Source organism: uncultured Paraglaciecola sp. (assembly GCF_913020055.1).
In the GTDB taxonomy this organism is placed as follows: Bacteria; Pseudomonadota; Gammaproteobacteria; order Enterobacterales; family Alteromonadaceae; genus Paraglaciecola.
The window spans coordinates 1-24,870 of sequence record NZ_CAJWCF010000041.1 but is presented as its reverse complement, the minus strand read 5'-3'; the positions used below and the strand labels follow the sequence as shown (position 1 = coordinate 24,870).

Here is a 24,870-nt window from a genome sequence, read left to right as displayed (position 1 = left end):
GATTATGTGTTAGACCGGGCTCACGAAATTAATTAGTCCAGTAATTATCTGTATGTTGAATCAGTCAGGTCGAAAGTGCGCATTCGATTAGTCAGAAGAGACGTATTCAAGTGGTGGTTATGCGCACAAATCTGCATTTCTGAGACAAACCTGAACGTTAACTTTCTCAGTCTAGGCGATTGTCACCGCTACTTAATCGTATGACGGCAATTCAGCTCAAACCAGCCGTTGCTAGTCTGCAACCTTATCACTCTCCTGTACCGTACCAAAGCACCTTTAAGGCAAAACATAGCTATTATGTGATGGCTTAATAGCTATGTTAAAAAAAAATTATTATTTTATTCTTCTACGAAGCAAGCTTAATCCGAATAAGCTTGCGCTCATCAGAATAATGCCACTTGGCTCTGGAACTGGCTTAAGTTGTATTGTCGTATCAATCCTGAAGTTTGACTGAGAGGTGTGTCTTTCGGCAAAAAACAGATCCAAACTATAATCATTGCCTCTCTTTAAACCTAATGAATCCAGATCAACACTAGCAGATTCTGCTCTATGAATACCTCCCAGATCTATAACACGTTGATCATCGATAAACACCCAAACATCATCATCTCCGGTGAAAGTGAAGGTTTCTCCTCCATTAAAGGTAAAATCAGTATTGAGACGTAAAGTGAAGTGATAATTATGAGAACGGCCATCATTTCCACCTAATAAACCATCAATTGGGAAAAAGGTTGAATCGGTAAAGGTATAGATATTTGGGTCAGTAGTGATTGTATTATCGAAAGCCAGTGAATAGTTCATTTCCCCAAGCACATGGTCGGTACCAATTGAATACCAATCAGAAAAATTATCAGGGGTTGTATTCATCCTACCACCAATGAATGTTGGTGTTCCATCATTTCCAAGGGTTAGGCCAACCATTCCCTTAACCGATCCGCAGCAATATGATTGAAAATCTGGGTGATCATCACTCATATCGCGGATTGTTGTATTTAAATTTATTATTGCTGCACTGACTGATGTTATTGCAGAAAATGACAGAACAGTAATAAAAGTGGTAAGCGCTGATTTTATTTTCATATTTTAAGTTCCTGATATCGTAATTTAATTTCCTATAGACGCATATGCACAAGATAAGCCAAAAAATAATATTCATTTATTTCAATTGGTTATGGTAAATTGCAGTGTCTAGATAAGTGAAATATTTCGATACAAAAACAGATTTTTGATTGAATTGATGACCTAAAAACAATAAATTTAAAGTAAAAGAGGATTAACCATTAAAAGCCGTATTTGATAATTATCATGAATGTATTACGGTAAAAAAACAACAACCAGTCGAGTTTAAAATCAATTAAAACAAGCCTTTCAGAAGTGTTGTCGCTTAGTTCTCAGTTGCACTGTTCTTTTTATATCCTATACAAATATTTACCGCAATTCAGGCCATTTATGGGTTTAACGCTACCGAGTAAGTGGCTTGTAATAATGTGACCTATATAATTACCAATTCAGGAAATATTTGCAAAACGCGAATAAAAATGAAACCAGTATCTGATCATCGGACGACATCTATCAACGAGACATCGGTGACATCAGCAGTAAAACCTACGTTGCTCGGTGCCGCCGTTCATAATTTACCAAAAGTGAAACTAACGGTAATAAAAAAGTCCGCCTTGAAGGCGGGCTTTGCATGTCACTAACAACACTTGCTGCATGGCTATCCGTCGAGCACTGGAAAATTTCCTCTGCAAAACATAGTTAGATTACCAATGTTATATGGGAAGTGAGTGGACGGGATGTTGAAATATATCCATTTATTTCGTAACTTAAATTGACTAGAATCGATTTATTAGACACTTTGGTTAGCATAGAAGTTATTGACAGCTGAAATGTGTTGGGTAATTCATTTACAAACTTTTTAATAAACAATTAATTATGAATTCATTTAGCGAAATCAGAACATACATTTTGCGCAAAACTAGAGTTTTACGCAAAAAAGGCACGCTCAGGAAAGAGTTGGAAATAATAAAAAATAAAAATTTTGTAATTATTTCTGATAATTGTTGGGGTGGTGAAGTATATAAATGGTACAACAGGGCCTACAACACACCATTTGTTGGCTTGGGAATATATGGCGAGTGCTACATAAAATTACTATCATCTTTTGACTATTACATGGGCTTGGAATTAAAGTTCAAACCACAAAACGAAACAAAACACCCACACATGTTTAAAAAAGCCTACTACCCTATGGGACTTCTTGGGGATATTGAAATACATTTTGTACACTACAACAGCGAGCAAGATGCAAAAGATAAGTGGGATAAAAGAACAAAACGTATGATGGCAGTGAGTGATAAAAATAGTTTCTTTTTCAAATTTTGTGACGATTGGAAAGCAGAAGTAAAACAATTTGAGCAATTTCATAAATTGCCGTTTAAAAATAAAGTGTCTTTTATACCTGATAATAAAAAATGCTTTGATCATCCTGAGCATATTGCCGTCTATGAGCGGCATCGGACAAACACTACCCAAGTACCTAATGGTGTAGGTTTATTTAAAATTACATTTTTATATTTTGATTTAGCTCAATGGTTATCTACTTCAAACGTTAGAAGGACCAAATACTACGTTTCTAAATAAATTTCCCTCCTTTCGAATAGAAAAACGTATTGAATTAATCAATGCGTATTGCATCAATTTTAAATCAGAGATAGAAGCGCCGTTATTTCACTGACCTATTTTTATTGACCGAAGTCACAGTTCCAAGTGAGTTGTGAAGTGAATGAGCCTATTTTGGACACTTACCACTTTTAAGTTTAGACATATATCCCAGATCAGTATTTCAGTCGTCGAAGCTAAATAAAGACTAGAGTCTTTAGCTATTTTCGAGGGAATTACCGAGATGGCACTTTCACTATGAATATTAGGTTTTGCAAACCTCCTACAATACTTTGCTCATCATTTCAAACGGTTTGCGGGGACACCTATCATAACTCCCTATGAGAATTTAGGTAAGGGCCTCTTAGTCTGCAAAGCCGATGCTTTTGATTTACCCTAGACTCAAGGCTCGCTAGGGCAATCGCCATGGACAGGCGATTGAGCGGTGCGCCGTCTGGAACGGCCCAGCGCGACCTGCTAAATTGAAGTAATAGTTGGATGAAGAGCATTGCCTCCGAGCGGGCTTTCTTGGTTACTTCTTTTGGCTGTTGACCATATTTATGGGATAAATATGGAACAACTTTAGCTGGCCTGAAAGGTAAAGTGAAAGGATACACTTTATAAAAGAAGTAACTGATTCGAAGCAAAAACTGGCAAGCGGGCGCCGCGCGGGATGCCAGTAAGCGTCAGCGCATGTTTTATGTCGCGAAATAATTAGAAAACAATGACTTCAAACCTAGACACAATAATTAGCTATAAAAGCCTTCGATTCTGACCAATATCCCCGCTGCATCTAAACCTAGCTCAACATACATCTCTTGTTGTGTACCTTGCATAATAAATTCATCCGGAAGACCTAGCTGCAACAACTTACTGGTGTGTATAGAAGACATTAAGTACTCAGCTACCGCACTGCCAGCTCCTCCCATAATCGCACCATCTTCAAGGCTTACGAATAACTCATGAGAGACCGCGAGCTGATTAATGATGTCGGTATCTAAGGGTTTAACAAAACGCATGTCAATAACAGTTGCATTGATTTTTTCTGCCGCTTCTTGGGCATAAGGCAATAACACACCGAAATTAAGAATGGCGACCTTTTCACCTGTTCTTATGGTGCGGCCCTTGCCTAACTCAAGGTCCGTCATTTCAGCTACGGGTATTACACCTGTAGCTGAGCCTCTAGGGTATCTAAGCGCAGCAGGCTTTTGTAATTTATGTCCTGTGTATAACATTTGACGGCATTCGTTTTCATCGGCTGGAGCCATAATGACCATATTGGGTATGCAACGTAAAAATGGAATATCAAAAGCGCCTTGATGAGTCGGACCATCAGCACCCACTAATCCCGCTCTGTCTATTGCAAATAAAACAGGAAGGTTTTGTATCGCCACATCGTGAATAAGTTGGTCGTATGCGCGTTGTAAAAAGGTCGAATAAATTGCGACAACGGCATTGAGTCCTTCTTTGGCTAAACCTGCTGCAAAGGTGACCGCATGTTGTTCAGCAATCGCCACATCAAAATATTGTGCGGGGTACTGCTGTGAAAACTTCACCATGCCCGAGCCTTCTCGCATAGCGGGAGTGACGGCCATCAATTTAGGATCTTGTGCTGCCATGTCACATAACCAGTCACCAAATATTGCTGAAAAAGTGGGATTGCTGGGCGCGGCTTTAGGTAAGGCTTGATCTAGTGGGTTGAACTTAGGCACAGCATGAAACTTAATTGGGTCTTGTTCGGCTGACTCGTACCCTTTTCCTTTTTTGGTTACCACATGTAATATTTGTGGGCCTTTGATATTGCGCATATTACGCAATGTATCGACCACGCCATTCACATCATGGCCGTCTATCGGGCCAATATATTTAAAGCCTAGCTCTTCAAAAATAGTGCCTGGAACAACCATACCTTTTATATGTTCTTCAGCGCGGCTGGCAAATTCTTTAATCGGTGGCACATTACTCAGTAATTTCTTACCGCCGTCACGAATAGAGTTAAAAAAGTTTCCTGTTAATAATCTAGCCAAATGACTATTAAGTGCGCCGACATTTTCGGATATCGACATTTCATTGTCATTTAACACTACTAACAAATCTTTACTGATATCTCCGCCATGGTTTAATGCTTCAAAGGCCATACCTGCGGTCATAGCGCCATCTCCAATGACAGCCACAACCTTGCGCCCTAACGCTTCTTTTTCAGCAGCCACAGCCATGCCAAGAGCGGCACTGATTGAAGTAGATGAATGTCCTACTGCAAAGGTGTCATATTCACTTTCTGGCGGCCACGGGAAAGGGTGCAAGCCACCTTTTTTGCGAATAGTTGGCATACGTTCACGGCGACCAGTCAAAATTTTGTGGGGATAGGCTTGATGACCCACGTCCCATAACAGTCGATCAAAAGGTGTGTTGTATACATAATGCAAAGCCACCGTCAGTTCGACAGTGCCTAAACCTGAAGCAAAATGCCCACTACTTTGGCTCACGCTGGTCAATAAATATTGACGTAATTCAACACTTAGTTGTTTTAGTTTATCTTGTGATAATTCTCTTAACTGTTCTGGTGTATCAGCTTGAGCGAGGATTGGGTAGTGAGTAATATCTAGGGTCATTAAATGTATATCAACTAAGTAAATTTCATTTTATACAGCCAAACTTACGCTTAAATTCAGACATTCAGTAAGTACGGTGGATAACAAAGTCGGTAAAAGACACCAACATTTGGGTATTGTAAGGCAAAGCGCGCAAAGCTTGAAGTGCTTGTTTATGAAGATCGTCCAGATAAGCTTGTGCTGGCTCTAATCCTAACATGGCTGGGTACGTACTTTTGTTCTGAGCTTGATCAGATCCTTGTGGCTTCCCTAACACTGCAGAGTCTCCCACAACATCTAAAATGTCGTCCTGTACTTGGAAGGCTAACCCAATGGTTTTGGCAAAATTCATTAAATGTAGTCGACTTTGCGGCGTAATATCTGGCGCTAAAGTCATCGCCATTTCAACACATGCACTCAGTAATGCACCAGTTTTTTTGTTATGTAGGTCTTCTAATTGTTGTTGACTAATATGTTGGTCAGTGGCGGCTAAATCCATAGCTTGGCCTCCACACATGCCATTGTAACCCGCTGCCTGACTCGCAATTTTGACGAGTTGAATACGTTTCATTGCTAATTCACTTGAAAGCGGGTAATCGCACAATATTTCAAATGCAAGTGTTTGCAAGGCATCGCCAGCCAATATGGCGGTGGCTTCATCAAATTGAATATGACAGGTTGGATGACCGCGTCTTAGGTCATCGTCATCCATGGCAGGCAAATCATCGTGAATAAGTGAATACGCATGAATGGCTTCTATTGCGGCAGCTGGACCATCGAGATCTTTTTGCTGAATTGAGAGCATTTTGCCTGTGGCATAAACTAAAAAAGGGCGCATTCTTTTGCCGCCAATTAATAGTGCGTACTCCATGGCTTGCTTAAGTGTTTCTGCATGTTCAGGCAGCGCACTGATGGTTTGACTTAGAGTTGAATTAACCCTATCGCGACATGTTTGTTGAAAGGTGGATAAATTCATTTGGTAACCTGAATTATGGATAAGCCACTTACCCATATTTGAATGAGGTGTTTACCGAGTGTTTGTGTCAGTATCTTAGATAAATAAAAGTTAACGTTTTTCGACATTTCTTATCCAGAGATCAGGTTACTTATCAGATTCAAATACGTCTAAGGTTTGCTGACTATTTTGGCTGGTGAGAATGTGTACTTTTTGTTCCGCATCTTTTAACTTCTGTTGGCTGTGACGAGCAAGCTGAATACCACGCTCAAAGCTTTGTAATGCATCTTCTAAGGGCAAGTCGCCTTGTTCCATTTTACTCACTAATGTTTCCAATTCCTGCATGGATTGTTCAAACGTAAGTGATTCTGGTTTCTTTCGAGTTGTCATATAATTATTCAACTGATTTCTGAAGTGGCACGCACCTTACATGAGCAAAAAAAGAGGGTCAAATACTTTTCAGAAACGCTATAAATTTAAAAAATATGTGACTTCATCGGGATTGTAAATATCAGGCTAAACTAATAAGGACTGTGGTGACTACAGAAATATTAAAAATTGTCGATAAAATGATGGGCTTAGGTATCTTTTGATTTCAATTTTATTTACCTTTTTGCTTTGTTATTTCGGTTTATTCAAGCAATATGTTTTTGTTAGTTAGTATTTATACCTCTATTTCAATTGGGAGCACAATGTGGATTTAGCAACCATAATCGGTATTCTTGGCGCTATTGGTTTTGTTGTCATGGCGATGCTCCAAGGCGGTGACATTGCCATGTTTATCAATGTACCTTCAATCTTGATTGTATTTTGCGGCAGTTTATTTGTGGTGTTATCTCAATATACCTTAGGGCAGTTTTTTGGAGCGGGTAAAGTCGCGGGTAAAGCCTTTATGTTCAAAATTGATACGCCTGAATCACAAATAGAAAAAATTGTTGAAATGGCTGATGCAGCACGTAAAGGCGGGTTTTTAGCATTAGAAGAAGCCGAAATTGCCAATCCTTTTATGCAGAAGGGAGTTGATATGTTGGTGGATGGTCATGATGTCGAGGTCGTCAGAGCGACTCTAGTTAAAGACATCGCGATGACGACAGAACGCCACGAGTTTGGCGCAAGCATTTTTAAAGGCTTAGGGGATGTTGCTCCCGCTATGGGCATGATCGGGACCTTGGTTGGTTTGGTCGCCATGTTGTCAAACATGGATGACCCAAAATCAATTGGCCCAGCTATGGCCGTTGCACTTTTAACTACGCTTTATGGCGCGATGTTGGCTAACCTTATTTGTTTACCTATGTCAGTAAAACTAGGTCATCGTTCAGATGAAGAGAAACTTAACCAAAGTTTAGTGTTAGACGGAATTATTGGCATTGCTGATGGGCAAAATCCGCGGGTAATTGAAGGTATATTGAAAAATTATCTGGCTGCGAGTAAACGTGATTCAGCAGATGATGCAGAATAACTGATGGAAGATGAATGCCCTAAATGTCCCCCCAAAGGGCTACCAGCTTGGATGGGGACTTTTGCTGACTTAATGTCTTTGTTGATGTGTTTCTTTGTACTTTTGTTATCGTTTTCTGAGATGGATGTACTCAAGTTCAAACAAATAGCCGGGTCGATGAAATTTGCTTTTGGTGTGCAAAACAAAATTGAAGTGAAGGACATCCCCAAAGGTACCAGCGTGATTGCCATGGAGTTTCGCCCAGGCCGTCCAGAACCGACTCCTATTGATACGATCCAACAACAAACCATAGACATGACCCAAGAGATGCTTGAATTCCAAGCTGGTAATGAAGACTCTGCTGGTGGTCGTCAGAAACAACGTGGTGAACAAAGAGGTGGTGCTGCCCAGCAAACTGCTTCAGAACAGCAAACTACCAGTCAAAATGCTAGCCAAGAAGAAGTGGCTGAGCGTATGCGTAAAGTCGCCCAACAATTAGAAAAACAAATAGTTGATGGTGCCATTGAAATGGAATCTTTAGGTCAGCAAATTACTATACGAATTCGAGAAAATGGTTCCTTTTCTGCGGGATCAGCGTTTTTGCAACCGCAGTTCATCCCCATATTGCGCAAAATTGGCGCTTTGTTAGCTGATATGCCCGGTGATATTGAAGTATCTGGACACAGTGATAGTCAGCAAATTTCTAATGAACTTTATCGTTCTAATTGGGATTTGTCATCACAACGTGCAGTCGCAGTAGCTGAAGAACTCAGACGGGCTGAAGGTTTTGATGAGAGTCGAATGTCTGTTGTGGGTAAGGCGGATACAGCGCCAATGACCGATACCGATGATACCCAAGGGCGCAGTCGAAATAGACGGGTGGAGATTTCAATTAATCAGGGCAAACCTAAAGTATCTGATCCTATATCTGTTTTAGAGTAGGTTTCTAGTTATGTTGAGCATACTTTTCAAATTAGGTGATTGTCCGGTGATTTACTTTTTCGCTGTGCCATTTGTTCTAAGTAGTAAGTCGTTCTAATGAAAAGTGTTGCTATATAAAATATAAATTAAAACCTAACTGAACTTTTTGTAAAGACCCAAGTCTTATCTGTGTGTCCTTTATTTATATGTGTTTTTGTTTATGTGTGTTCTCTTTTATGCCTGATTTTATATCAGGCATTTTTTTGCCTGAAATTTACTAAGCCCATCAGTTTATTATGGCCTTGGTGAGCAATAGTCAGCGTACTTAAGTTAGATTTGTTCAAGTGAACTAACCGCACCGTAGCAAATCATCTCTTCCCTCATATATAATTACCTCAATAATCTATCGTTAAGTTTATAAAATAAATTCCATTAAAATCATTTAGAAGTCGATAAAAACGGCTAATTTAAAGCATTATTTGGGCTAATATATGCCGAACTATGTTTATTATGAAATGAAACTGGAGCTTCAACGATGAAAATCGCCCTTATGAACGAATTTAGCCAAGCATCAAAAAATACTGTTGTGTTGGAACAACTTAATGATGTAGCTGGGGGACTTGGTCACATCGTTTTTAACGTTGGAATGAGTGATGACAACGATCATCGACTAACCTATATCCACTTAGGTATTATTGCTGGCGTATTGTTAAATTCAAAAGCGATTGATTTTGTCGTCGCGGGATGTGGTACTGGCCAAGGTGCCTTAATGTCCTTAAATGCTTATCCTGGCGTAGCTTGTGGTTATTGTATCGATCCTGCGGATGCTTATTTATTCGCGCAGATTAATGGTGGAAACGCATTGGCATTGGCCTTTGCCAAAGGATTTGGTTGGGGAGCTGAATTAAATGTTCGCTATATTTTTGAAAAAGCTTTCACTGGTGAAAAGGGCTTAGGTTACCCGCCTGAACGTCGTGAATCACAAGTGACTAATGCTGGCATACTTGAAAGTGTGAAAGTAGCCACTACCAAACCATTTTTAGAAGGACTGAAAGCGATAGATCCTGAATTATTGAAAACCGCATTTGGTGGCGAACGTTTCCAAGCTTGTTTCTTTAATAACTGCCAGGATGATGATATTGCTGCTTTTGTAAAAAGCATTATCGCTTAATTGAAAAGTTAAGGACTACCACAAGGAAGTGGTTAAACTCATTGAATATAATGAGTTTATATTGAGGTTATTTTGAGCCTAAACTCGTGATAATTGGTGTCAGTATTTCTACTGACACTTTCTAACGGGTTTCGTTTTGTCAAAAAAGATAGATATCTCTGCCACAGTTACACCCAATTTCTTCATATAAGATCTATTCATTACTCGGTCTGTATCTAGCATAAACATCCAATCATCGACGAATAAGTCATATTCGGTGTCATCAACCGGTATACGTAAAGTATATTGCCAATTAAAAGCAGTGCCTTGTGAACCTCCACTGGCTTGACCTATCACATCAGCTGCACCACCTGTGACACTGCCATCTCCAGCAATTATTAAATCCCATATTCGAATTTGTTGTTCATCATTGTTATAGTAAAAGGTCTCATGTAATTGGCCTTTATTCCCTTGCCATGTCCCTACAATGTCGACACAAAAGCGTCTGGTCAGTTTGTTGCTATAGTCTTGTACTATGCCCCAGGCGGTGACTTCTCCATCAAAATATGTGGCTAAATCAAATTCAGGTGTAGTGTTGTCGTAATCATCAAGGGCGCTGCTACATGATAAAATAAAGGGAATGATTAGTACGAGCAATACATATTTAATTGAAATCATTTAGTTAATCCGATTAGTTTGTTGCGTACTTTGGGGTAACTACTATTTTCGTCAAGCCAGATGCGTAAAAAACTTTTTCCGAATGATTGGTCGTTAATTTTGCCAATTGTTTTGTTATTAAAGAAAAATTCACTTTGTTGGTCTTTATCAACGTTCAATAGAATCGTGTCGCCTTTTTTGATATTTGGAAGTATGTTGGTAAGTAGGGGCAGCCAAGGAGCATAAATTGCAGGGGCAAGTCCTAGCCTTTCCCATTCTTCTTGGGTTCTGTCTATTAAGTCTTCAGCGTCAATATCCCGCAAATAGTCAATTTTCAACACTTGTGGGAAGTGTTCTGCTTGATACTCACCGGTTTGATTATATAGGCTTGAATTGTAGACATCCCAAAACAACACTTTTAGTTTGCCTTCTCCTACTTTTTTTAAGTTAGGAAATGGGGTGGCCATAGTGGCTCCAGAATAAAATGAGGAAAATAAGACGGTTATAAGCCAAAAAATCAGGATGGTAGTGGTTTGATTTTTCATATCCTACAGTCCTTAACGACTAATGCTGTTTGAAAATGCAGGTTTACTGATGACTAATTGCACCGTACTGATGGTGCGCTCCAAGAAGCCGCCTTCGCAGTAACTAAAGTAATAACGCCACATATTCATAAATCGCTCGTCATAACCGTCTTTGGCTAGCGGTTCTTTGTTTTCGAGTAGTTTGTAATGCCAGTCTTGAAGTGTTCTGGCGTAATCTAGACCGATATCGTGCAAATCACGGATCATTAAATTAGTGTGTTTTCTTAAGTGTTGGTTAATCAATAATTGTGATGGCAAAAAACCACCTGGAAAGATATGTTTCTGAATAAAGTCGACACTTTTACTGTAACTGTCAAAGCGATGATCACTAATAGTGATTGCCTGCAGTACCATTAAACCTTGGTCTTTTAGCAGGCTCGAGCATTTTTTAAAGAAAGTCGGCAAGTATTCTTTACCTACCGCTTCAATCATTTCAATTGACACCAATTTGTCGTACTTGCCTTCGAGTAATCTATAGTCTTTTTTCAACAGGGTAATTTTGTCTTGTAGACCTTCCTTGTTAACTAAGTCCTGGGTGTATTGATGTTGTTCTTCTGAAATGGTGGTGGTAGTTACCTGGCAACCGTAGTTTTTCGCTGCATATATTGCTAATCCACCCCAACCAGTACCAATTTCGATTAAATGGTCTTCGGGGACTAACTGTAATTTGTCACAGATAGCTTTCAGTTTAGTGGTCTGAGCTTGTGCCAGAGTAGCGTCATGCGACGGGTAGATGGCGGCAGAATACATCATGCTGTCATCAAGAAAGCGAGTGTAGAGTTTATTGCCTAAATCATAATGTGCGGCAATGTTTTTCTTTGAACCGGTTTCAGAGTTTTTGTTGGCCAGATGACTAATCTTACGAATAGGAAAAGCCAGCCACTCCATTTTTGCTTCCCAATTGTCGAGTACTGGCAAGTTACGGGCAAAAATACGGATAACATTGGTTAGGTTAGGCGTGGTCCATAGACCTTCTGAGAAGGTTTCGCCCGACGCCACACTGCCACCAAACAGTAGCTTTTGATAAACGCTTAAGCATTGAATATCAATTTCAGCGTGTAAGTCAGATTCCTTCTGACCATAGGTTTTCACTAACACGCCTTTTTCTTTAATCATCATCTGACCTTGGGGCAAGCTGGCAAACACTTTTAACATAACGGCTCGGCACAATTTGTGTTGCCAAGATGAGCCTGAAGATTCAACTAATACTTGTTCTCCGTTTGGCATAATTATTTTTTACCTTGTTCTGGGTGTGAATAAAATGGCACACCTTTAATAAATAGTTTGAGTGCTTGCCAATAAATTCCGAACACGGTTTTTATCGTCATGCTAGGAATGCTAAGTAATACGTTACAAAGGCTTTTTGAGTTCAGTTCTATTCGGGACAAATTTAAACTGGCTACAAAGTGTTTCACCTCTTTATGACAAGATAAGGTTAATTTAAGTGATTGCTCTGGTTGTGAAATGTTCCACTTATATTGCATATCCATCGGGTTAAATGGGGAAACATGAAAAACCTTATCGCAATCTTCTTGTTTGGCTAAATCTACCAAATAACAGTGCCGATCATTCCAAGGGGTGTTGCTTACTTCGGCTAACAAATGACTAAAAGAACCGTCTTGTTGTTGTAAGTAATAAAAGTTAACTGGGCTAAAATACAGTCCAAAAGTGCGTGTTTGTCCGAGTAAATAAACGTTACCCACTAGCTGTTGTTCGGCCAGTTCCGACATCTTTTCTAATACCGATTGTTTTAACGGCTTGTCTGGGTTGCCAAAATAGTCACTGCGTTTAAACCTAATCGGCGCCCATGATTTTGCTGAAAACCCCCTGACCTCGGTTTCAAGCAAATTAATTTCATCGAGGTTGAGCCAAAGTAAAAATATTTGATAGGTAAACGCATGTTTTTGCGGCACAAATCGGCTGTGAAATACACTTCCCTTGTACAATGCGCTTTGCACTAGAGTTGTTCGCCAAATGCAGCGCACACATCTAAAGCACTGCGAACTCCGTCTTCGTGAAATCCGTTTAACCAGTATGCCCCGCAGAAATGCATCCCTTTTTTTCCAGATATTTCTGCCCATCTAGTTTGGGCCTCAATTGTTTGGTTTGTAAACTGAGGATGAGCGTAATGATAGGTGCCTAATATTTTTTCTGGGTCAATATCTTTTGTGTTATTCAGAGTGACACAAAAGGTAGTGTCTGATTGAATATTTTGCAGGATGTTCATGTTGTAGGTTAACACTGCTGGAGCTTGGAATTCTCCTTGGTATCCTTTTATTAAATAGTTCCAGCTTGCCCATGCCAGTTTTCTTATAGGCAGAACGCTTTCATCAGTGTGTAAAATGACTTCGTTTTTCGCATAACGGATATCGCCTAAAATTTCGTTTTGGCTTGCACTCGGCGCTGCAATAATGGCTAAAGCCTGATCGCTATGACAAGCAAAGATAACTTCATCGAATAAAAATTCGGAATCGTCCTGTAGAACTAAGAGTTTTTTGTTATCCCTGTCCGATACTGATTTTACTGAGCTATTAAGCTTTATTCTATCTTCAAAACCAGCAATCAACGGCTTTATATATTCTCTAGAGCCTCCTTTAATAGAACGCCATTGGGGTCTGTCAGTAATATTGAGTAATCCATGGTTATTGAAAAACCGCAGAAAAAATGTAAACGGAAAGGCTTTGATATCCTCTAAACTTGTCGACCAAATTGCTGCACACATGGGTAATATATAGTTGTAGGTGAAATCTTCACTGAACTGGTGTTGGATGAGAAACTCGTGCAATGTCTGGCGCCCAAAATCAGTATCTGCTTTGGCTGCTTGTTTACATATTTTATTAAACTTCAGAATGTCTCGGACAATCCTCCAAAATTTTGGGCGTATTATATTTCTTCTTTGCGCAAATAGGCTGTTTAGTGTATTGCCATTGTACTCAAGATTTTGAGATAAGTTTTTAACACTAAAGCTCATTTCGGTGGCTTGGGATTGAACGCCAATTTTGTCCATTAATTTAATAAAGTTCGGATAGGTCCAATCGTTAAAAACAATAAATCCTGTGTCAATTGCGTATTGTCTTCCGTTTACTTCAACATCTTTAGTTGCAGTATGTCCGCCAATATAGTTATTTGCTTCAAAAAAAGTCAGGTCGTGCTTTTTGTTGAGCAGGTGCCCACAGGTTAGCCCTGAAATCCCTGTGCCTATTATTGCTATCTGTTTATTCATTTTAGTCCTATGGCTTTTCCAAACATGTCGCGATACAAATCAGTGACATGAAGACTTTCAATTTTTTGGTATTACATACCTCGCTGCGCCATGAAGAGATCACTTAGTTGATAACTTCACAATTTATTTAAGATCTAAATCAGAGAAGTAGGCGTATCGAGTTCATTAATTACTCTAAGATAATTTTTTATATGAACGCTTGCTTCACTATACCTTTGTTTCCTCTTTCGGCGCACCTATTACCGGGCGGTAGGATGTCATTGAGAATATTTGAACCTAGATATGTACGCTTGGTTAAAGAAGCATGTGCAGCCGATACTGGTTTTGGTATTTGTATGGTGAATGCACAAGGAGACAGAGATAGAAATGAGCACATTTATCCAATGGGTACTTACGTCAAGGTTATCGATTTCAATTTGCTGGATGATGGTTTACTAAGTGTTACTGTTGAAGGGCAAAGGTGTTTTAAGATCTTATCAGTTACAACTGAAATTGACGAGTTGAGGATAGGTGAATGTCAGTGGTCAGATGAATGGACGGCCCAGGCTGTAAATCATCTCATATCGCCAATTGATGAAAGGTTAAAAGAAATTTTTGACAAGTACCCAGAATTGCAAGTGTTACACCAAAACCCTAAATTTAATGATCCAATATGGGTGATTTATCGCTGGTTAGAGTTATTGCCAGTCAATGCGGAACAAAAACAACAATTTTTGCAGCAAAAAGACTGTATTAAGGCTTTAGATTTTCTGACACAATTGGTTGAGTGATCCTTTAATCAAAACAACTAGTATCTATTAACAATATCAATTGATTGGTGGTGTAAGTACATGTTAGTTGGAATAACTCTGGAAAATAAACAAATTAATTCCATGAAGCCAATAGAATGCGCAGATGAGATGTCCGGCTATCTGCGCCTCGTAGCACAAGATCGCTGTAAGCGTTCATTCTCGAAGATATTCAATTATTTTGCACCTAGGCTGCGTTCATATGCTCTGAAGCAAATGGGTAACGATGCGCTTGCAATGGAGATGGTGCAAGACACCATGTCTAATGTATGGCAAAAGTCTCATCTTTTTAATTCAGAAAAAGGTTCGCCTTCTACTTGGATATTCACCATCGCTAGAAATATTCGATTTGACATGCTGAGGAAACAGCGAAATCGCAAAGAAGATGTGTGTTCAGATGACCTTTGGCCTATTTTGTGTGAACAAACGGCAGACGTAAATGAAGTGTCTTTAGATCATCAAGTGACCATGGATGAGATCGGACTATTATTTGAGTCCCTACCAGAAAAGCAAAAATTAGTGATTGAAGCGATATATATCGATGGTAAATCTCAACAAGAAGTGGCAGATGAATTGGATATTCCACTTGGTACAGTAAAATCTAGAACCAGACTAGCACTACAGCGTTTAAAAGAGATGGTACAAGACGATGATTAGTTTTCACCCCAAATACATAGATTTACAAGCGTTTTCAGCCGGAAATTGTGAACCTGCCATGGCATTAATGATTTCTGCTCATGTTGATATGTGTGCACAATGTCAGCAAGATTGTATCGAGATACAAGCTGATTTGGCCGGAGAGTTATTTGCTGAGCAAGCAATCATTAAACCATTAGACAGCGACTATCTTGAAATGATGTCTAACATTACACAGTTACCTATTGCTAAATCCCCGGTAGCACAAGCAAGTAATGCTTCGATTGAATTAGACGGTAAGTTTTTTGAGTTACCTAGAGCCTTAAGAAGGCAAGTGAAAAATACAGGGAATTGGTCGCGTTTAGTCGGCAAGATATGGCAAGCACCGGTTAATTTAGGTGGTATTGGTAAAGCCAACTTTATGTATATGGAGAAAGGTGGACGTGTACCGGAACACACTCATAAAGGCACAGAGATGACGTTGGTCATTGATGGCCAATACGGCGATGGGATTGCCGAGTATGACTGTGGTGACTTTACTGTTATGAATAATCAGCATAAACATTTACCGCACTCAGAAGCCGACGATGGCTGTTTAGTCTTTACCATTGTTGACCAACCCCTACATTTTACTGCAGGTATCGCGCGATTGTTAAACCCGTTTAGCCATTTGTTTTTTAAGTAAAATTGCTTTTTAACTTTGACATAAAAAAACGCGCTAAAAGCGCGTTTTTTTATAAGTTGATTTTATCAACTTATAAAACTGCTATTTGGATAATTCAGTTTAAGAGTTTTCATCGCGTTGTTTTTTAATTCATCTAGCTTAAGCTGATCGTAACATTCGACCATTATTTCAAGTGCTTCCTGCACATGGCTGGTATCAGGATAGTGCTCAATCACATATCTGCCTCTGTTAGCTGCTGCTACATACGCATCACGGCGCATATAATAGCGAGCAATGGCTATCTCGTATTTTGCTAAACGACTTTTAATATGCAACATACGTTTTTGTGCATCTGCAGCGTATTTACTATTTGGAAATTTTTCAATCAAACGTCTAAAGTCGTTAAATGCTTGACGAGAGTTACTTGGATCGCGGTCAGATCTGTCAATTCCCACTAACTCCTGGAAAAGATTACTATCTACTTCCATATTTGTTAGACCGCGCATGTATAAAGCGTAATCTACGTCTGAGTGATTAGGGTTGAGTCGAGTGAATCGGTCGATAGTCGCCAAAGCCTCATCAGTTTTGCCTACTTTGTAATAGCCATAAATAAGGTCTAACTGGACTTGATGTGATAAAGGTCCAAATGGAAAACGTGAATCCAAAGCACTTAATGCTTCTGTAGCTACGTTAAAGTTTCCAAGGCGCATTTTTTCTTTCGCGTCGTCATAAAGACTTTGGGCACTTCTATTACGTAGCACTAGATCGACATCTTCGTCCTCTGGGGCCGATGAACATCCAGCTATAACAATTAAAACACTGGATAATATAATATTTTTTAGGTTGATTTTACTGATCATATTGCTCTTATTTACTCTCATTTCAATTTCGATTGATTATGCATGATTCATTAGGGGTAAAAATCCGTTAGAATAGTGTTTTACCAAATCGATTACTGCAGCGCATTCTACCCCAGCAAATTGGGCTATGCACATATAAATCGTTACGAAACACTTTCAGGATGTTTAATACATGTCTACCCCACATGAAAAAATTCAATTACAGGCAAATGTGCCAGAAAACTTATTTGGCAAACGGTTGGATCAAGCTTTGGCCGAAATGTTCCCTGATTATTCAAGATCACGCATAAAAGAATGGATTTTGGCTGATTACGTTAAAGTAGATGGAGAAATACTGAACAAACCTAGAGAAAAATTGATAGGTGAAGAACTTATCGAGATTGAAGCTCAAATTGAAACTCAGGTTCAGCATAAGGGTCAAGATATTGACTTAAATATCGTGTTTGAAGATGAACATATTTTAGTGATTAACAAACCCATGAATCTAGTCGTGCATCCTGGAGCTGGCAACAGTGATGGAACAGTGCTGAATGCTTTGCTCAATCATGCACCAGAGATTGCTAACGTGCCACGTGCAGGTATTGTACATAGACTCGATAAAGATACGACTGGCTTAATGGTAGTAGCGAAAACTATTCCGGCACAAACTCATTTAGTAGAACAACTGCAAGCGAGAGAAATTAGCCGAGAATACGAGGCTGTAGTAGTAGGGACTATGGTCGCTGGTGGTACGGTTGATGAGCCAATAGGTCGACATGCTACGAAACGTACTAACATGGCTGTTCGAGAGTCAGGTAAACCTGCCATGACGCATTACCGCGTAAAAGAAAAATTTCGTGCTCATACCTACATTAGATTGAAGTTGGAGTCTGGTCGTACTCACCAAATTCGGGTGCATATGTCCCATTTGCGATATCCTTTAGTAGGTGACCAGGCTTATGGTGGTCGTCCTAAACCTCCCAAAGCGTGTAACGAAAGAATGGTAAACATGTTACGCATGTTCCGCAGGCAAGCCTTACATGCAATCCAATTGGAATTAACTCACCCAGTAACCGGTGAATGGTTAAGTTGGAAAGCGCCCCTACCAGCTGATTTTGTTGAACTTCTGGAAGTATTAAGAGAAGACAAATCTGAGCATGGTAGTGGAGAAGTGTAGTTTTGCAGCAGCCGACTTACATTCAACCTGATTGGCCGGCGCCCAGCAATGTTAAAGCCTTCACTAGTTGCAGACGTGGGGGGGTTAGCCTACCCCCTTACGATTCATTTAATCTAGCGCAACATGTCGGTGACGACCATAGATTAGTTGATAAAAATCGCCAACTATTGCCCAATTATCAAAACTTTACTTGGTTAAATCAAACTCACAGCAATATTTGTATAGATCTAGGTATGAACCAAGGTCTGGAAGATGCTGAGATGCAAGCCGATGCCTGTTTATCTATCAAGAAAAATCAGGTGTGTGCTGTGATGACTGCAGATTGTTTGCCCGTTTTATTGTGCGATCAACAAGGCACTTGTGTTGCAGCAGTACATGCAGGTTGGCGGGGATTAGCGGATGGTGTGATAGAAAATTCCGTGTTGAAAATGCCGGTTAACCCAGACCGGTTAATGGCTTGGATGGGGCCGGCGATTAGTCAAAGAAATTTTGAAGTAGGGGGAGAGATAAAAGAAGCTTTTATTCATTACCCACAAGCTTTTCGTCAAAACGCTCATACGACTCAAGATAAATATTTTGCTGATCTGTATTACATCGCCAAACAAAAAATGTTGGCTCTGGGAATAACACAAATTTTCGGAGGCGAATATTGTACTTATCAACAGTCTGACTTGTTTTTTTCTCACCGCAGGGCCTCTCATCAAGCAGCTAGTGATGATATTCCAATCGCTACAACAGGAAGGATCGTAAGCGCAATTTATCTAGATTGATGTTTGTACTTTAAACTTGATCTTCATCAGTAAATTCTTCTATTTTTCATATACTAATACACTAAATTAGAATCTAACCATGTAGCCTACTTTGGTTGAAATTTAATCCATGTTTTGGGTAGTGACTTTCTTTACCAGACTTGATTAGTATGTAAATTGTACCCATAACTGAACTATGCAAAATTCTAGTGGAGTAATTTTATGCGCTTAGATAGTTTTACCAGTAAATTTCAAATGGCCTTGTCAGAGGCTCAATCTTTGGCCTTAGGTCGTGATCATCAATATATAGAACCAGTACATTTGATGACTGCCTTGCTCAATCAGCAAGGAGGTTCTGTACGTCCATTATTTGATCAAGCGAATATCAACGTTAATAGTTTACGTTCAGCCTTGTCTGAAGCGGTAGACAAACTCCCTCGAGTTGATGGAACTGGCGGTGATGTACAGCTAGGCAAAAACACGGTTGTGCTGCTTAACCTCAGTGACAAAATAGCCCAAAAGCGCAAAGATGATTACATTACATCAGAAGTATTTGTTTTGGCGGCCTTACAGGATAAAGGCAGTTTAGGTCAGCTACTTAATCAATCCGGCGCTGACCAAGAAAAAATTGAGCAAGCAATTGAGAAAATGCGTGGCGGACAAAAAGTGACGGATCCAAATGCAGAAGATGTGCGTCAAGCGCTAGATAAATTCACAACAGACCTCACTGAGCGTGCTGAACAGGGCAAATTAGATCCCGTTATCGGGCGAGATGATGAAATACGTCGGACCATCCAAGTGTTACAACGCCGCACTAAAAATAACCCTGTTCTCATTGGTGAGCCAGGTGTAGGCAAAACGGCTATAGCTGAAGGTTTAGCTCAGCGCATTATTAACGGTGAAGTGCCAGAAGGATTAAAAAACAAACGGGTGTTGTCCCTTGATATGGGCTCTTTGATTGCTGGGGCGAAATTCCGAGGTGAGTTTGAAGAGCGCTTAAAAGCTGTGCTTAACGAACTAAGTAAAGAAGAAGGCCGAGTCATTTTATTCATCGATGAACTGCATACTATGGTTGGTGCAGGGAAAGGTGAGGGGGCTATGGATGCAGGCAATATGCTTAAACCAGCCTTGGCAAGAGGAGAGCTACATTGTGTAGGTGCTACTACACTAAATGAATATCGCCAATATATTGAAAAAGATGCAGCACTGGAGCGTCGTTTTCAAAAAATTATAGTAGATGAACCGAGTGTTGAAGATACTATTGCTATCTTGCGTGGCTTAAAAGAACGTTATGAATTACACCACTCTGTTGAGATCACTGATCCGGCTATTGTTGCAGCAGCTTCTTTGTCCCACAGATATATCAGTGACCGACAACTACCAGATAAAGCAATTGATTTGATAGACGAAGCTGCTTCTAGTATTCGTTTGCAAATGGACTCGAAACCTGAGGACATGGATAAGCTTGAACGTAGGATCATCCAACTTAAATTGGAAGAGCAAGCTCTGGCCAAAGAGAAAGACGAAGCTAGCCATAAACGCTTAGAAGTCATTGAACTAGAGCGTGAACAAGCAGAGCATAAATTTTCCGAGTTTGAAACCATTTGGAATGCTGAAAAACAGGCAATGCAAGGTACACAGACAATTCGATCTGAACTTGAACAAGCTAAATTAGATTTAGAAATTGCCCGAAGAGCCTCTGATTTGAGCCGTATGTCAGAATTACAATACGGCAGAATTCCAGAGCTTGAAGCTAAATTAGAACTCGCCACCGAGTCTGAAACGCAAGAAACTACTTTGTTGAAAAATAAGGTAACTGAAAGTGAAATTGCCGATGTATTGTCTCGCTGGACAGGGATCCCTGTTTCTAAAATGCTTGAAGGCGAAAAAGCCAAACTGTTATCAATGGAAACTGTTTTACACGAAAGAGTAGTAGGGCAGGGCGAAGCTGTGACAGCTGTAGCAAATGCTATTCGTCGCTCACGAGCTGGATTATCCGATCCCAACCGGCCAATTGGTTCATTTTTATTCTTAGGACCAACGGGGGTCGGTAAAACAGAACTTTGTAAAACATTGGCTGGATTCTTATTTGACACTGAAGATGCCATGATCCGCATCGATATGTCGGAATTTATGGAAAAACACTCAGTGGCTCGTATGGTTGGAGCGCCCCCAGGATATGTGGGGTATGAAGAAGGCGGTTATTTAACCGAGGCGGTTAGGCGTAAACCTTACTCAGTTATCTTGCTAGATGAGGTAGAAAAGGCCCATCCAGATGTGTTTAATATTTTATTACAGGTTTTAGATGATGGCAGGCTAACAGATGGTCAAGGCCGCACTGTCGATTTTAAAAATACTGTGATTATTATGACCTCCAACTTAGGCTCGGATATTATTCAAGAAGTCAGTGGCGAAAGTAACTATCAGCAAATGAAAGGTTTAGTGATGGGAGCCGTAGGCGAACATTTCAGACCTGAATTTCTTAACCGCGTGGATGATATTGTTGTTTTCCATCCACTGGGTAAAGAACAGATCACCGCTATCGCCAAGATCCAATTACGTTCATTACGCGAACGCTTAGAAGAAAAAGGCTACAAACTTGAATTAAGCCTAGCTGCTTTAGACAAAATTGCTGATGCTGGGTTTGATCCTGTTTACGGAGCAAGACCTTTAAAACGGGCTATTCAAACAGAAATTGAAAACCCATTGGCGCAAAAAATATTGTCTGGCGATTTGGCTCTTGACTCGGTTATTAAAATAGATGTTGATAACAATGGCTTAGTCATTCGCTAAGCCATAAATTTCTGTTGTAACTTCCTTCAATTAGCCTCTCTAAGGTAGGGGGGCTAATTTCCATACTGTTTTAATGTGAAGCTTAAAGTTCCAATAATAGGGACTGTGCTTGTGTTCTTTCCTGAAATATTTGCTCTGACTCTAAGGCTATTGTAAGTTCTGATTTAGCCTCTTGCTTCCTACCAAGTATATTTAATGTATAAGCCAAGTGGTAACGAATAGTAGGACTTTCAGAATTTAAGGTAAAAGCCTGCCTTAGAACATTTAGGCCTTGCTGTGCATTGTTATTTTTTGTTTACAACCACCCATGAGTATCTAGTATAGATGAAGAGTTTGGGTTTAAATTAACGGCTTCTTGAGCGTAAAACATAGCTTTCTCAATATCGATACTACTGAGGATATTGGCAAGGTTGTTATAGATATTCGCTTTGTTAGGTAAATTATCTATTAAAATTAACTTTTCATAATGTTTGCTTGCTTCAGAAATTTTTTGCCTTCCAAGAACAATAAATCAGCATATAAATGCCGTGTAAAATTGTCATCTGGTTTAGATTCAATTTGTTTACTAAAGATTGTAAGAATGTCCGCTCGATGCACATTTTGATTCGCCAGTTTATAAAGTTCTATTAATGCTGCTGTAAAGTCAGGTGATAGAGAATAGGCTTTATTATAATTTTGATAGGCGTTTTCTAACTCTCCAGTTTCTTTAAAATAATGTCCCTTTACTAAGTGTACATTTGCATTGTTGGGGAAAGATTTTTTCATTTTTTTGATAAATGGGTCTGCTTGTGAAAACGCCTTTTTTGCGAATAGAAAGTTAGCATATTCAAGCTGAATCATTAAATAATTTGGGGCGAGTTTTTGTGCCTTGATTAAGCTAGATTCAGCTCCTTTAAAATCATTGTTTGCCAATTGTAAGCGACTGAGTTGAACCAACTTTTCAGGTTGTCCTTCCCATTCGAAAAATAATAAGTCGAGCTCTCCCTTGGCTTTTTCTGATTGTTTTAAGGTGATATAAATCTTTGCCTTTTCATAAATGTATTCAGGCTCTGAGGGGCGAAGTTTTAATAATTGATTTAACTCACTAATCGCTAATTCTAAATTATCTTGTTGTTTATAAATGCTTATTAATAGTTCACGGGAGGAAGTACTAGTCGCATTGACTGTTTTTGCTGCAATAAGTTGATCTATTGCATCATTTAGCCGAGTTTGTTTAATTAGTATTTGGCCATTAAGTAACAGAGCTGAAAAATTTGCTTTGTCCATTTCGACTACTTTTTGAATACTTGCATATGCACCTTGCAAATCGCCAGAAGCAAATCGGATACGGCTCTTATGAATCAGCCCCGCTATATTATTAGGGTCTTGCAGCAATACCTTTTCCAGCAGTACATTGGCTCGTTCAAAGTCTTTCAACCTGATAAATAAATCAATATTTAGTAATTGATAATCCAATCTGTCAGGTGTGATTTCAAGTAGGCTTTGCGCATCTATTAGTGACTCTTCATATCTTCCTAAGCTTGCAAGGAGACTCGCTCTAAATAAAATAGTATCGATACTTTTGTTATCTGCAAGCGTGGTTTGCAAAATGTTTAATGCGTCTTTGGGATTTTTACGTCGACTAAGAATTTTAGCTTCTAGTAATAAAACGTCTGGTGCATCATTACCATGACGTAGCTTTAGTTGTTGAACCAATGAATCACACTTAAAAATTTTGTTTTTTGATAAATAAAGGTCGCAGGATAATGACGCTATTTGAATATTATCTAAAATTAACCTTTCGTGGCGCTCTAATAACTGTGTTGCTGCTTTAATCTCGTTAGTACGTATATATCCTTCTGCTAACATCGCTACTATTTCTGCAGACGGCTCTTCATTATCCAAGTAACGACGTAGTTCACGGACAGACACATCGTAATTTTTATTCAGGTGGGCAACAATCCCCGTCACTACACTAATCTTAGAAAGGTACTGCTTATTGGTCTTGTCTGAGAGACTTAAAGTCTGGCTTAATTCAGTCAATATTACATCAGCTTCTTCATTTTTCTCAGCCATGGCTAAAAGACGTGCCTTTAGTAATTTTGTTTGTAAACTGTCTGGGGTTTGTACTTCGATTTCACTCACAATCTCGCTAGCTTTGCTTATGTTTCCAGTTTGAGCATAACTATTGGCTAATGCACGCATTATGGCTGGATCTTTAGGTGCGTTTTGGTAAGCATTTTCAAACGCAATTAGCGCTTTATTATATTGCTTTTCAGCTTGATATATTAGCCCACTAAGTAGGTGACTCTGGGCATTTTTAGGTTTGATGACTAAAGCCTGAACTATTAACTTTTTCGCCTTAGGAAAATCATTATTTAACATAGCAATCTGAGCAAGGCCATTCATCACTCGGATATCATTGCTAAATTTTTCGCTAGCAAGTTGAAATTGTTTTTCGGCCAAAGAATATTCATTTTGCTGGATATAGGCGTTTGCTTTTAAGAGATAAATGTCAAGTTGAGTTGCTAGATTGGCATTGCTTGGAATGTCTAATTCAATCACTTTTTCATATTGCATATTCATCAAATAGGCATTGGCTAAAGGAAGGGCGACCAAATTAAGGTCTGCGCCGGCTTGTATAATTTCTTCAAATTCGGTTATAGCGGCATCTGGGTAGCCATCTATTAAAAAAATTCTACCAATTAACAATTTTGAAGGTAAATGCTCAGGTGTTTGTTGCAATGCATTCTTTAAATGTATGTAAGACTCTCTGAATTTTTCTTGATTGAATGATATTAGGGCTTTTTCATAGTCTTGTGCAGTGTCCGAATGTGCCATAAATGGCATAAAGAATAAGCAGATAAAAATAGAACGCTTACATAATACAATTGAATTCAATAGTGATTTCATCTAGTTTGAATACTCTTACGATGGGTGACATTTGAACTGAGTGTAATATTACTTTATTCAAAGTCATTTTTCTTAATGGCTATGTTTTTGTAAACTGTTGCAATACTGTATATAATTACAGTTAATAAGGAGGTGGTCTATGATCCCAGCAC

General features: G+C 39.3%; 21 protein-coding genes. 10 read left to right on the top strand and 11 right to left on the bottom strand.

Going from position 1 to position 24,870, the window contains the following annotated elements; all coding sequences use genetic code 11:
• Positions 1 to 333: 333 nt before the first annotated feature.
• A complete protein-coding gene (locus QZ488_RS10590) occupies positions 334 to 1,080 on the bottom strand; it encodes a fibro-slime domain-containing protein (protein WP_293748397.1) in 747 nt (248 codons plus the stop codon).
• Between the two features lie 855 nt (positions 1,081 to 1,935).
• Here QZ488_RS10590 and QZ488_RS10585 point away from each other — a divergent pair.
• The gene (locus QZ488_RS10585; protein WP_293748395.1) at positions 1,936 to 2,643 is read left to right on the top strand and encodes a DUF1919 domain-containing protein; all 708 of its coding nucleotides are present in this window, start codon (positions 1,936 to 1,938) and stop codon (positions 2,641 to 2,643) included.
• A gap of 767 nt (positions 2,644 to 3,410) precedes the next feature.
• Here QZ488_RS10585 and dxs read toward each other — a convergent pair.
• The 3 genes from dxs to xseB form a co-directional block, all read right to left on the bottom strand.
• Entirely contained in the window at positions 3,411 to 5,273 is a 1,863-nt protein-coding gene (gene dxs / locus QZ488_RS10580; RefSeq protein WP_293748393.1) for a 1-deoxy-D-xylulose-5-phosphate synthase, read from the bottom strand.
• 64 nt (positions 5,274 to 5,337) lie between these two features.
• Positions 5,338 to 6,228 carry a (2E,6E)-farnesyl diphosphate synthase gene (gene ispA, locus QZ488_RS10575; RefSeq protein WP_293748391.1) on the bottom strand — a complete coding sequence of 297 codons (891 nt, stop codon included), beginning with the start codon at positions 6,226 to 6,228 and terminating at the stop codon, positions 5,338 to 5,340.
• Positions 6,229 to 6,354: 126 nt separating this feature from the next.
• Positions 6,355 to 6,597 carry an exodeoxyribonuclease VII small subunit gene (gene xseB / locus QZ488_RS10570; protein ID WP_293748389.1) on the bottom strand — a complete coding sequence of 81 codons (243 nt, stop codon included), beginning with the start codon at positions 6,595 to 6,597 and terminating at the stop codon, positions 6,355 to 6,357.
• A gap of 304 nt (positions 6,598 to 6,901) precedes the next feature.
• Between xseB and pomA the strand changes: the two genes are divergently transcribed.
• The 3 genes from pomA (at position 6,902) to QZ488_RS10555 (ending at position 9,737) form a co-directional block, all read left to right on the top strand.
• Positions 6,902 to 7,666 carry a flagellar motor protein PomA gene (gene pomA / locus QZ488_RS10565; RefSeq protein WP_293748387.1) on the top strand — a complete coding sequence of 255 codons (765 nt, stop codon included), beginning with the start codon at positions 6,902 to 6,904 and terminating at the stop codon, positions 7,664 to 7,666.
• A gap of 3 nt (positions 7,667 to 7,669) precedes the next feature.
• Positions 7,670 to 8,587: a flagellar motor protein MotB gene (locus QZ488_RS10560; RefSeq protein ID WP_293748385.1), complete on the top strand. Its 918-nt coding sequence runs from the start codon at positions 7,670 to 7,672 to the stop codon at positions 8,585 to 8,587.
• 514 nt (positions 8,588 to 9,101) lie between these two features.
• Positions 9,102 to 9,737: an RpiB/LacA/LacB family sugar-phosphate isomerase gene (locus tag QZ488_RS10555; protein ID WP_293748383.1), complete on the top strand. Its 636-nt coding sequence runs from the start codon at positions 9,102 to 9,104 to the stop codon at positions 9,735 to 9,737.
• 108 nt (positions 9,738 to 9,845) lie between these two features.
• On the opposite strand, the gene QZ488_RS10550 is transcribed toward QZ488_RS10555, so the two are convergent.
• From QZ488_RS10550 to QZ488_RS10530, 5 genes are all read right to left on the bottom strand, one after another.
• Positions 9,846 to 10,394, bottom strand: a complete 549-nt coding sequence (locus QZ488_RS10550) for a DUF3833 domain-containing protein (RefSeq protein ID WP_293748381.1) — start codon at positions 10,392 to 10,394, stop codon at positions 9,846 to 9,848.
• A complete protein-coding gene (locus QZ488_RS10545) occupies positions 10,391 to 10,840 on the bottom strand; it encodes a chalcone isomerase family protein (protein WP_293748379.1) in 450 nt (149 codons plus the stop codon). The genes QZ488_RS10550 and QZ488_RS10545 overlap by 4 nt, the downstream gene beginning before the upstream one ends.
• A gap of 90 nt (positions 10,841 to 10,930) precedes the next feature.
• Positions 10,931 to 12,184 carry a cyclopropane-fatty-acyl-phospholipid synthase family protein gene (locus QZ488_RS10540; RefSeq protein WP_293748377.1) on the bottom strand — a complete coding sequence of 418 codons (1,254 nt, stop codon included), beginning with the start codon at positions 12,182 to 12,184 and terminating at the stop codon, positions 10,931 to 10,933.
• Between the two features lie 2 nt (positions 12,185 to 12,186).
• The gene (locus QZ488_RS10535; protein WP_293748375.1) at positions 12,187 to 12,915 is read right to left on the bottom strand and encodes a DUF1365 domain-containing protein; all 729 of its coding nucleotides are present in this window, start codon (positions 12,913 to 12,915) and stop codon (positions 12,187 to 12,189) included.
• Positions 12,915 to 14,180, bottom strand: coding sequence for an FAD-dependent oxidoreductase (locus QZ488_RS10530; protein WP_293748373.1), 1,266 nt, complete (start codon positions 14,178 to 14,180; stop codon positions 12,915 to 12,917). Before QZ488_RS10530 ends, QZ488_RS10535 begins: the two co-directional genes overlap by 1 nt.
• A 191-nt stretch (positions 14,181 to 14,371) precedes the next feature.
• On the opposite strand from QZ488_RS10530, the gene QZ488_RS10525 reads away from it, so the two are divergent.
• The 3 genes from QZ488_RS10525 to QZ488_RS10515 are packed head-to-tail and all read left to right on the top strand — an operon-like array spanning position 14,372 to position 16,289.
• Positions 14,372 to 14,950 (top strand): LON peptidase substrate-binding domain-containing protein, encoded by a 579-nt coding sequence (locus QZ488_RS10525; protein WP_293748371.1) that lies wholly within the window; start codon positions 14,372 to 14,374, stop codon positions 14,948 to 14,950.
• Between the two features lie 60 nt (positions 14,951 to 15,010).
• Complete coding sequence (locus tag QZ488_RS10520) at positions 15,011 to 15,625, top strand: sigma-70 family RNA polymerase sigma factor (protein ID WP_293748369.1); 615 nt, start codon at positions 15,011 to 15,013, stop codon at positions 15,623 to 15,625.
• Positions 15,618 to 16,289 (top strand): ChrR family anti-sigma-E factor, encoded by a 672-nt coding sequence (locus QZ488_RS10515; protein WP_293748367.1) that lies wholly within the window; start codon positions 15,618 to 15,620, stop codon positions 16,287 to 16,289. Before QZ488_RS10520 ends, QZ488_RS10515 begins: the two co-directional genes overlap by 8 nt.
• A 65-nt stretch (positions 16,290 to 16,354) precedes the next feature.
• Here QZ488_RS10515 and QZ488_RS10510 read toward each other — a convergent pair whose 3' ends face one another.
• Entirely contained in the window at positions 16,355 to 17,128 is a 774-nt protein-coding gene (locus tag QZ488_RS10510; protein ID WP_293748365.1) for an outer membrane protein assembly factor BamD, read from the bottom strand.
• A gap of 172 nt (positions 17,129 to 17,300) precedes the next feature.
• Here QZ488_RS10510 and rluD point away from each other — a divergent pair, with 172 nt between their 5' ends.
• The 3 genes from rluD (at position 17,301) to clpB (ending at position 21,826) form a co-directional block, all read left to right on the top strand.
• A complete protein-coding gene (gene rluD / locus QZ488_RS10505) occupies positions 17,301 to 18,284 on the top strand; it encodes a 23S rRNA pseudouridine(1911/1915/1917) synthase RluD (protein ID WP_293748361.1) in 984 nt (327 codons plus the stop codon).
• A gap of 2 nt (positions 18,285 to 18,286) precedes the next feature.
• On the top strand, positions 18,287 to 19,054 hold the full coding sequence (pgeF, locus tag QZ488_RS10500) for a peptidoglycan editing factor PgeF (protein ID WP_293748359.1): 768 nt from the start codon (positions 18,287 to 18,289) through the stop codon (positions 19,052 to 19,054).
• 201 nt (positions 19,055 to 19,255) lie between these two features.
• The gene (gene clpB / locus QZ488_RS10495; protein ID WP_293748357.1) at positions 19,256 to 21,826 is read left to right on the top strand and encodes an ATP-dependent chaperone ClpB; all 2,571 of its coding nucleotides are present in this window, start codon (positions 19,256 to 19,258) and stop codon (positions 21,824 to 21,826) included.
• Positions 21,827 to 22,279: 453 nt separating this feature from the next.
• On the opposite strand, the gene QZ488_RS10490 is transcribed toward clpB, so the two are convergent.
• Positions 22,280 to 24,718 (bottom strand): tetratricopeptide repeat protein, encoded by a 2,439-nt coding sequence (locus QZ488_RS10490; RefSeq protein WP_293748355.1) that lies wholly within the window; start codon positions 24,716 to 24,718, stop codon positions 22,280 to 22,282.
• Positions 24,719 to 24,870 lie beyond the last annotated feature (152 nt).

What these genes read in the sequence shown, in the direction of transcription:
- QZ488_RS10585 (WP_293748395.1), top strand. Translation starts at nt 1,936, where the DNA reads ATGAATTCATTTAGCGAAATCAGAACATACATTTTGCGCAAAACTAGA.
- dxs (WP_293748393.1), bottom strand. Translation starts at nt 5,273, where the DNA reads ATGACCCTAGATATTACTCACTACCCAATCCTCGCTCAAGCTGATACA.
- QZ488_RS10530 (WP_293748373.1), bottom strand. Translation starts at nt 14,180, where the DNA reads ATGAATAAACAGATAGCAATAATAGGCACAGGGATTTCAGGGCTAACC.
- QZ488_RS10515 (WP_293748367.1), top strand. Translation starts at nt 15,618, where the DNA reads ATGATTAGTTTTCACCCCAAATACATAGATTTACAAGCGTTTTCAGCC.
- QZ488_RS10590 (WP_293748397.1), bottom strand. Translation starts at nt 1,080, where the DNA reads ATGAAAATAAAATCAGCGCTTACCACTTTTATTACTGTTCTGTCATTT.
- QZ488_RS10560 (WP_293748385.1), top strand. Translation starts at nt 7,670, where the DNA reads ATGGAAGATGAATGCCCTAAATGTCCCCCCAAAGGGCTACCAGCTTGG.
- QZ488_RS10550 (WP_293748381.1), bottom strand. Translation starts at nt 10,394, where the DNA reads ATGATTTCAATTAAATATGTATTGCTCGTACTAATCATTCCCTTTATT.
- ispA (WP_293748391.1), bottom strand. Translation starts at nt 6,228, where the DNA reads ATGAATTTATCCACCTTTCAACAAACATGTCGCGATAGGGTTAATTCA.
- clpB (WP_293748357.1), top strand. Translation starts at nt 19,256, where the DNA reads ATGCGCTTAGATAGTTTTACCAGTAAATTTCAAATGGCCTTGTCAGAG.
- xseB (WP_293748389.1), bottom strand. Translation starts at nt 6,597, where the DNA reads ATGACAACTCGAAAGAAACCAGAATCACTTACGTTTGAACAATCCATG.
- QZ488_RS10555 (WP_293748383.1), top strand. Translation starts at nt 9,102, where the DNA reads ATGAAAATCGCCCTTATGAACGAATTTAGCCAAGCATCAAAAAATACT.
- QZ488_RS10545 (WP_293748379.1), bottom strand. Translation starts at nt 10,840, where the DNA reads ATGGCCACCCCATTTCCTAACTTAAAAAAAGTAGGAGAAGGCAAACTA.
- QZ488_RS10540 (WP_293748377.1), bottom strand. Translation starts at nt 12,184, where the DNA reads ATGCCAAACGGAGAACAAGTATTAGTTGAATCTTCAGGCTCATCTTGG.
- QZ488_RS10490 (WP_293748355.1), bottom strand. Translation starts at nt 24,718, where the DNA reads ATGAAATCACTATTGAATTCAATTGTATTATGTAAGCGTTCTATTTTT.
- QZ488_RS10520 (WP_293748369.1), top strand. Translation starts at nt 15,011, where the DNA reads ATGTTAGTTGGAATAACTCTGGAAAATAAACAAATTAATTCCATGAAG.
- QZ488_RS10525 (WP_293748371.1), top strand. Translation starts at nt 14,372, where the DNA reads ATGAACGCTTGCTTCACTATACCTTTGTTTCCTCTTTCGGCGCACCTA.
- rluD (WP_293748361.1), top strand. Translation starts at nt 17,301, where the DNA reads ATGTCTACCCCACATGAAAAAATTCAATTACAGGCAAATGTGCCAGAA.
- QZ488_RS10510 (WP_293748365.1), bottom strand. Translation starts at nt 17,128, where the DNA reads ATGATCAGTAAAATCAACCTAAAAAATATTATATTATCCAGTGTTTTA.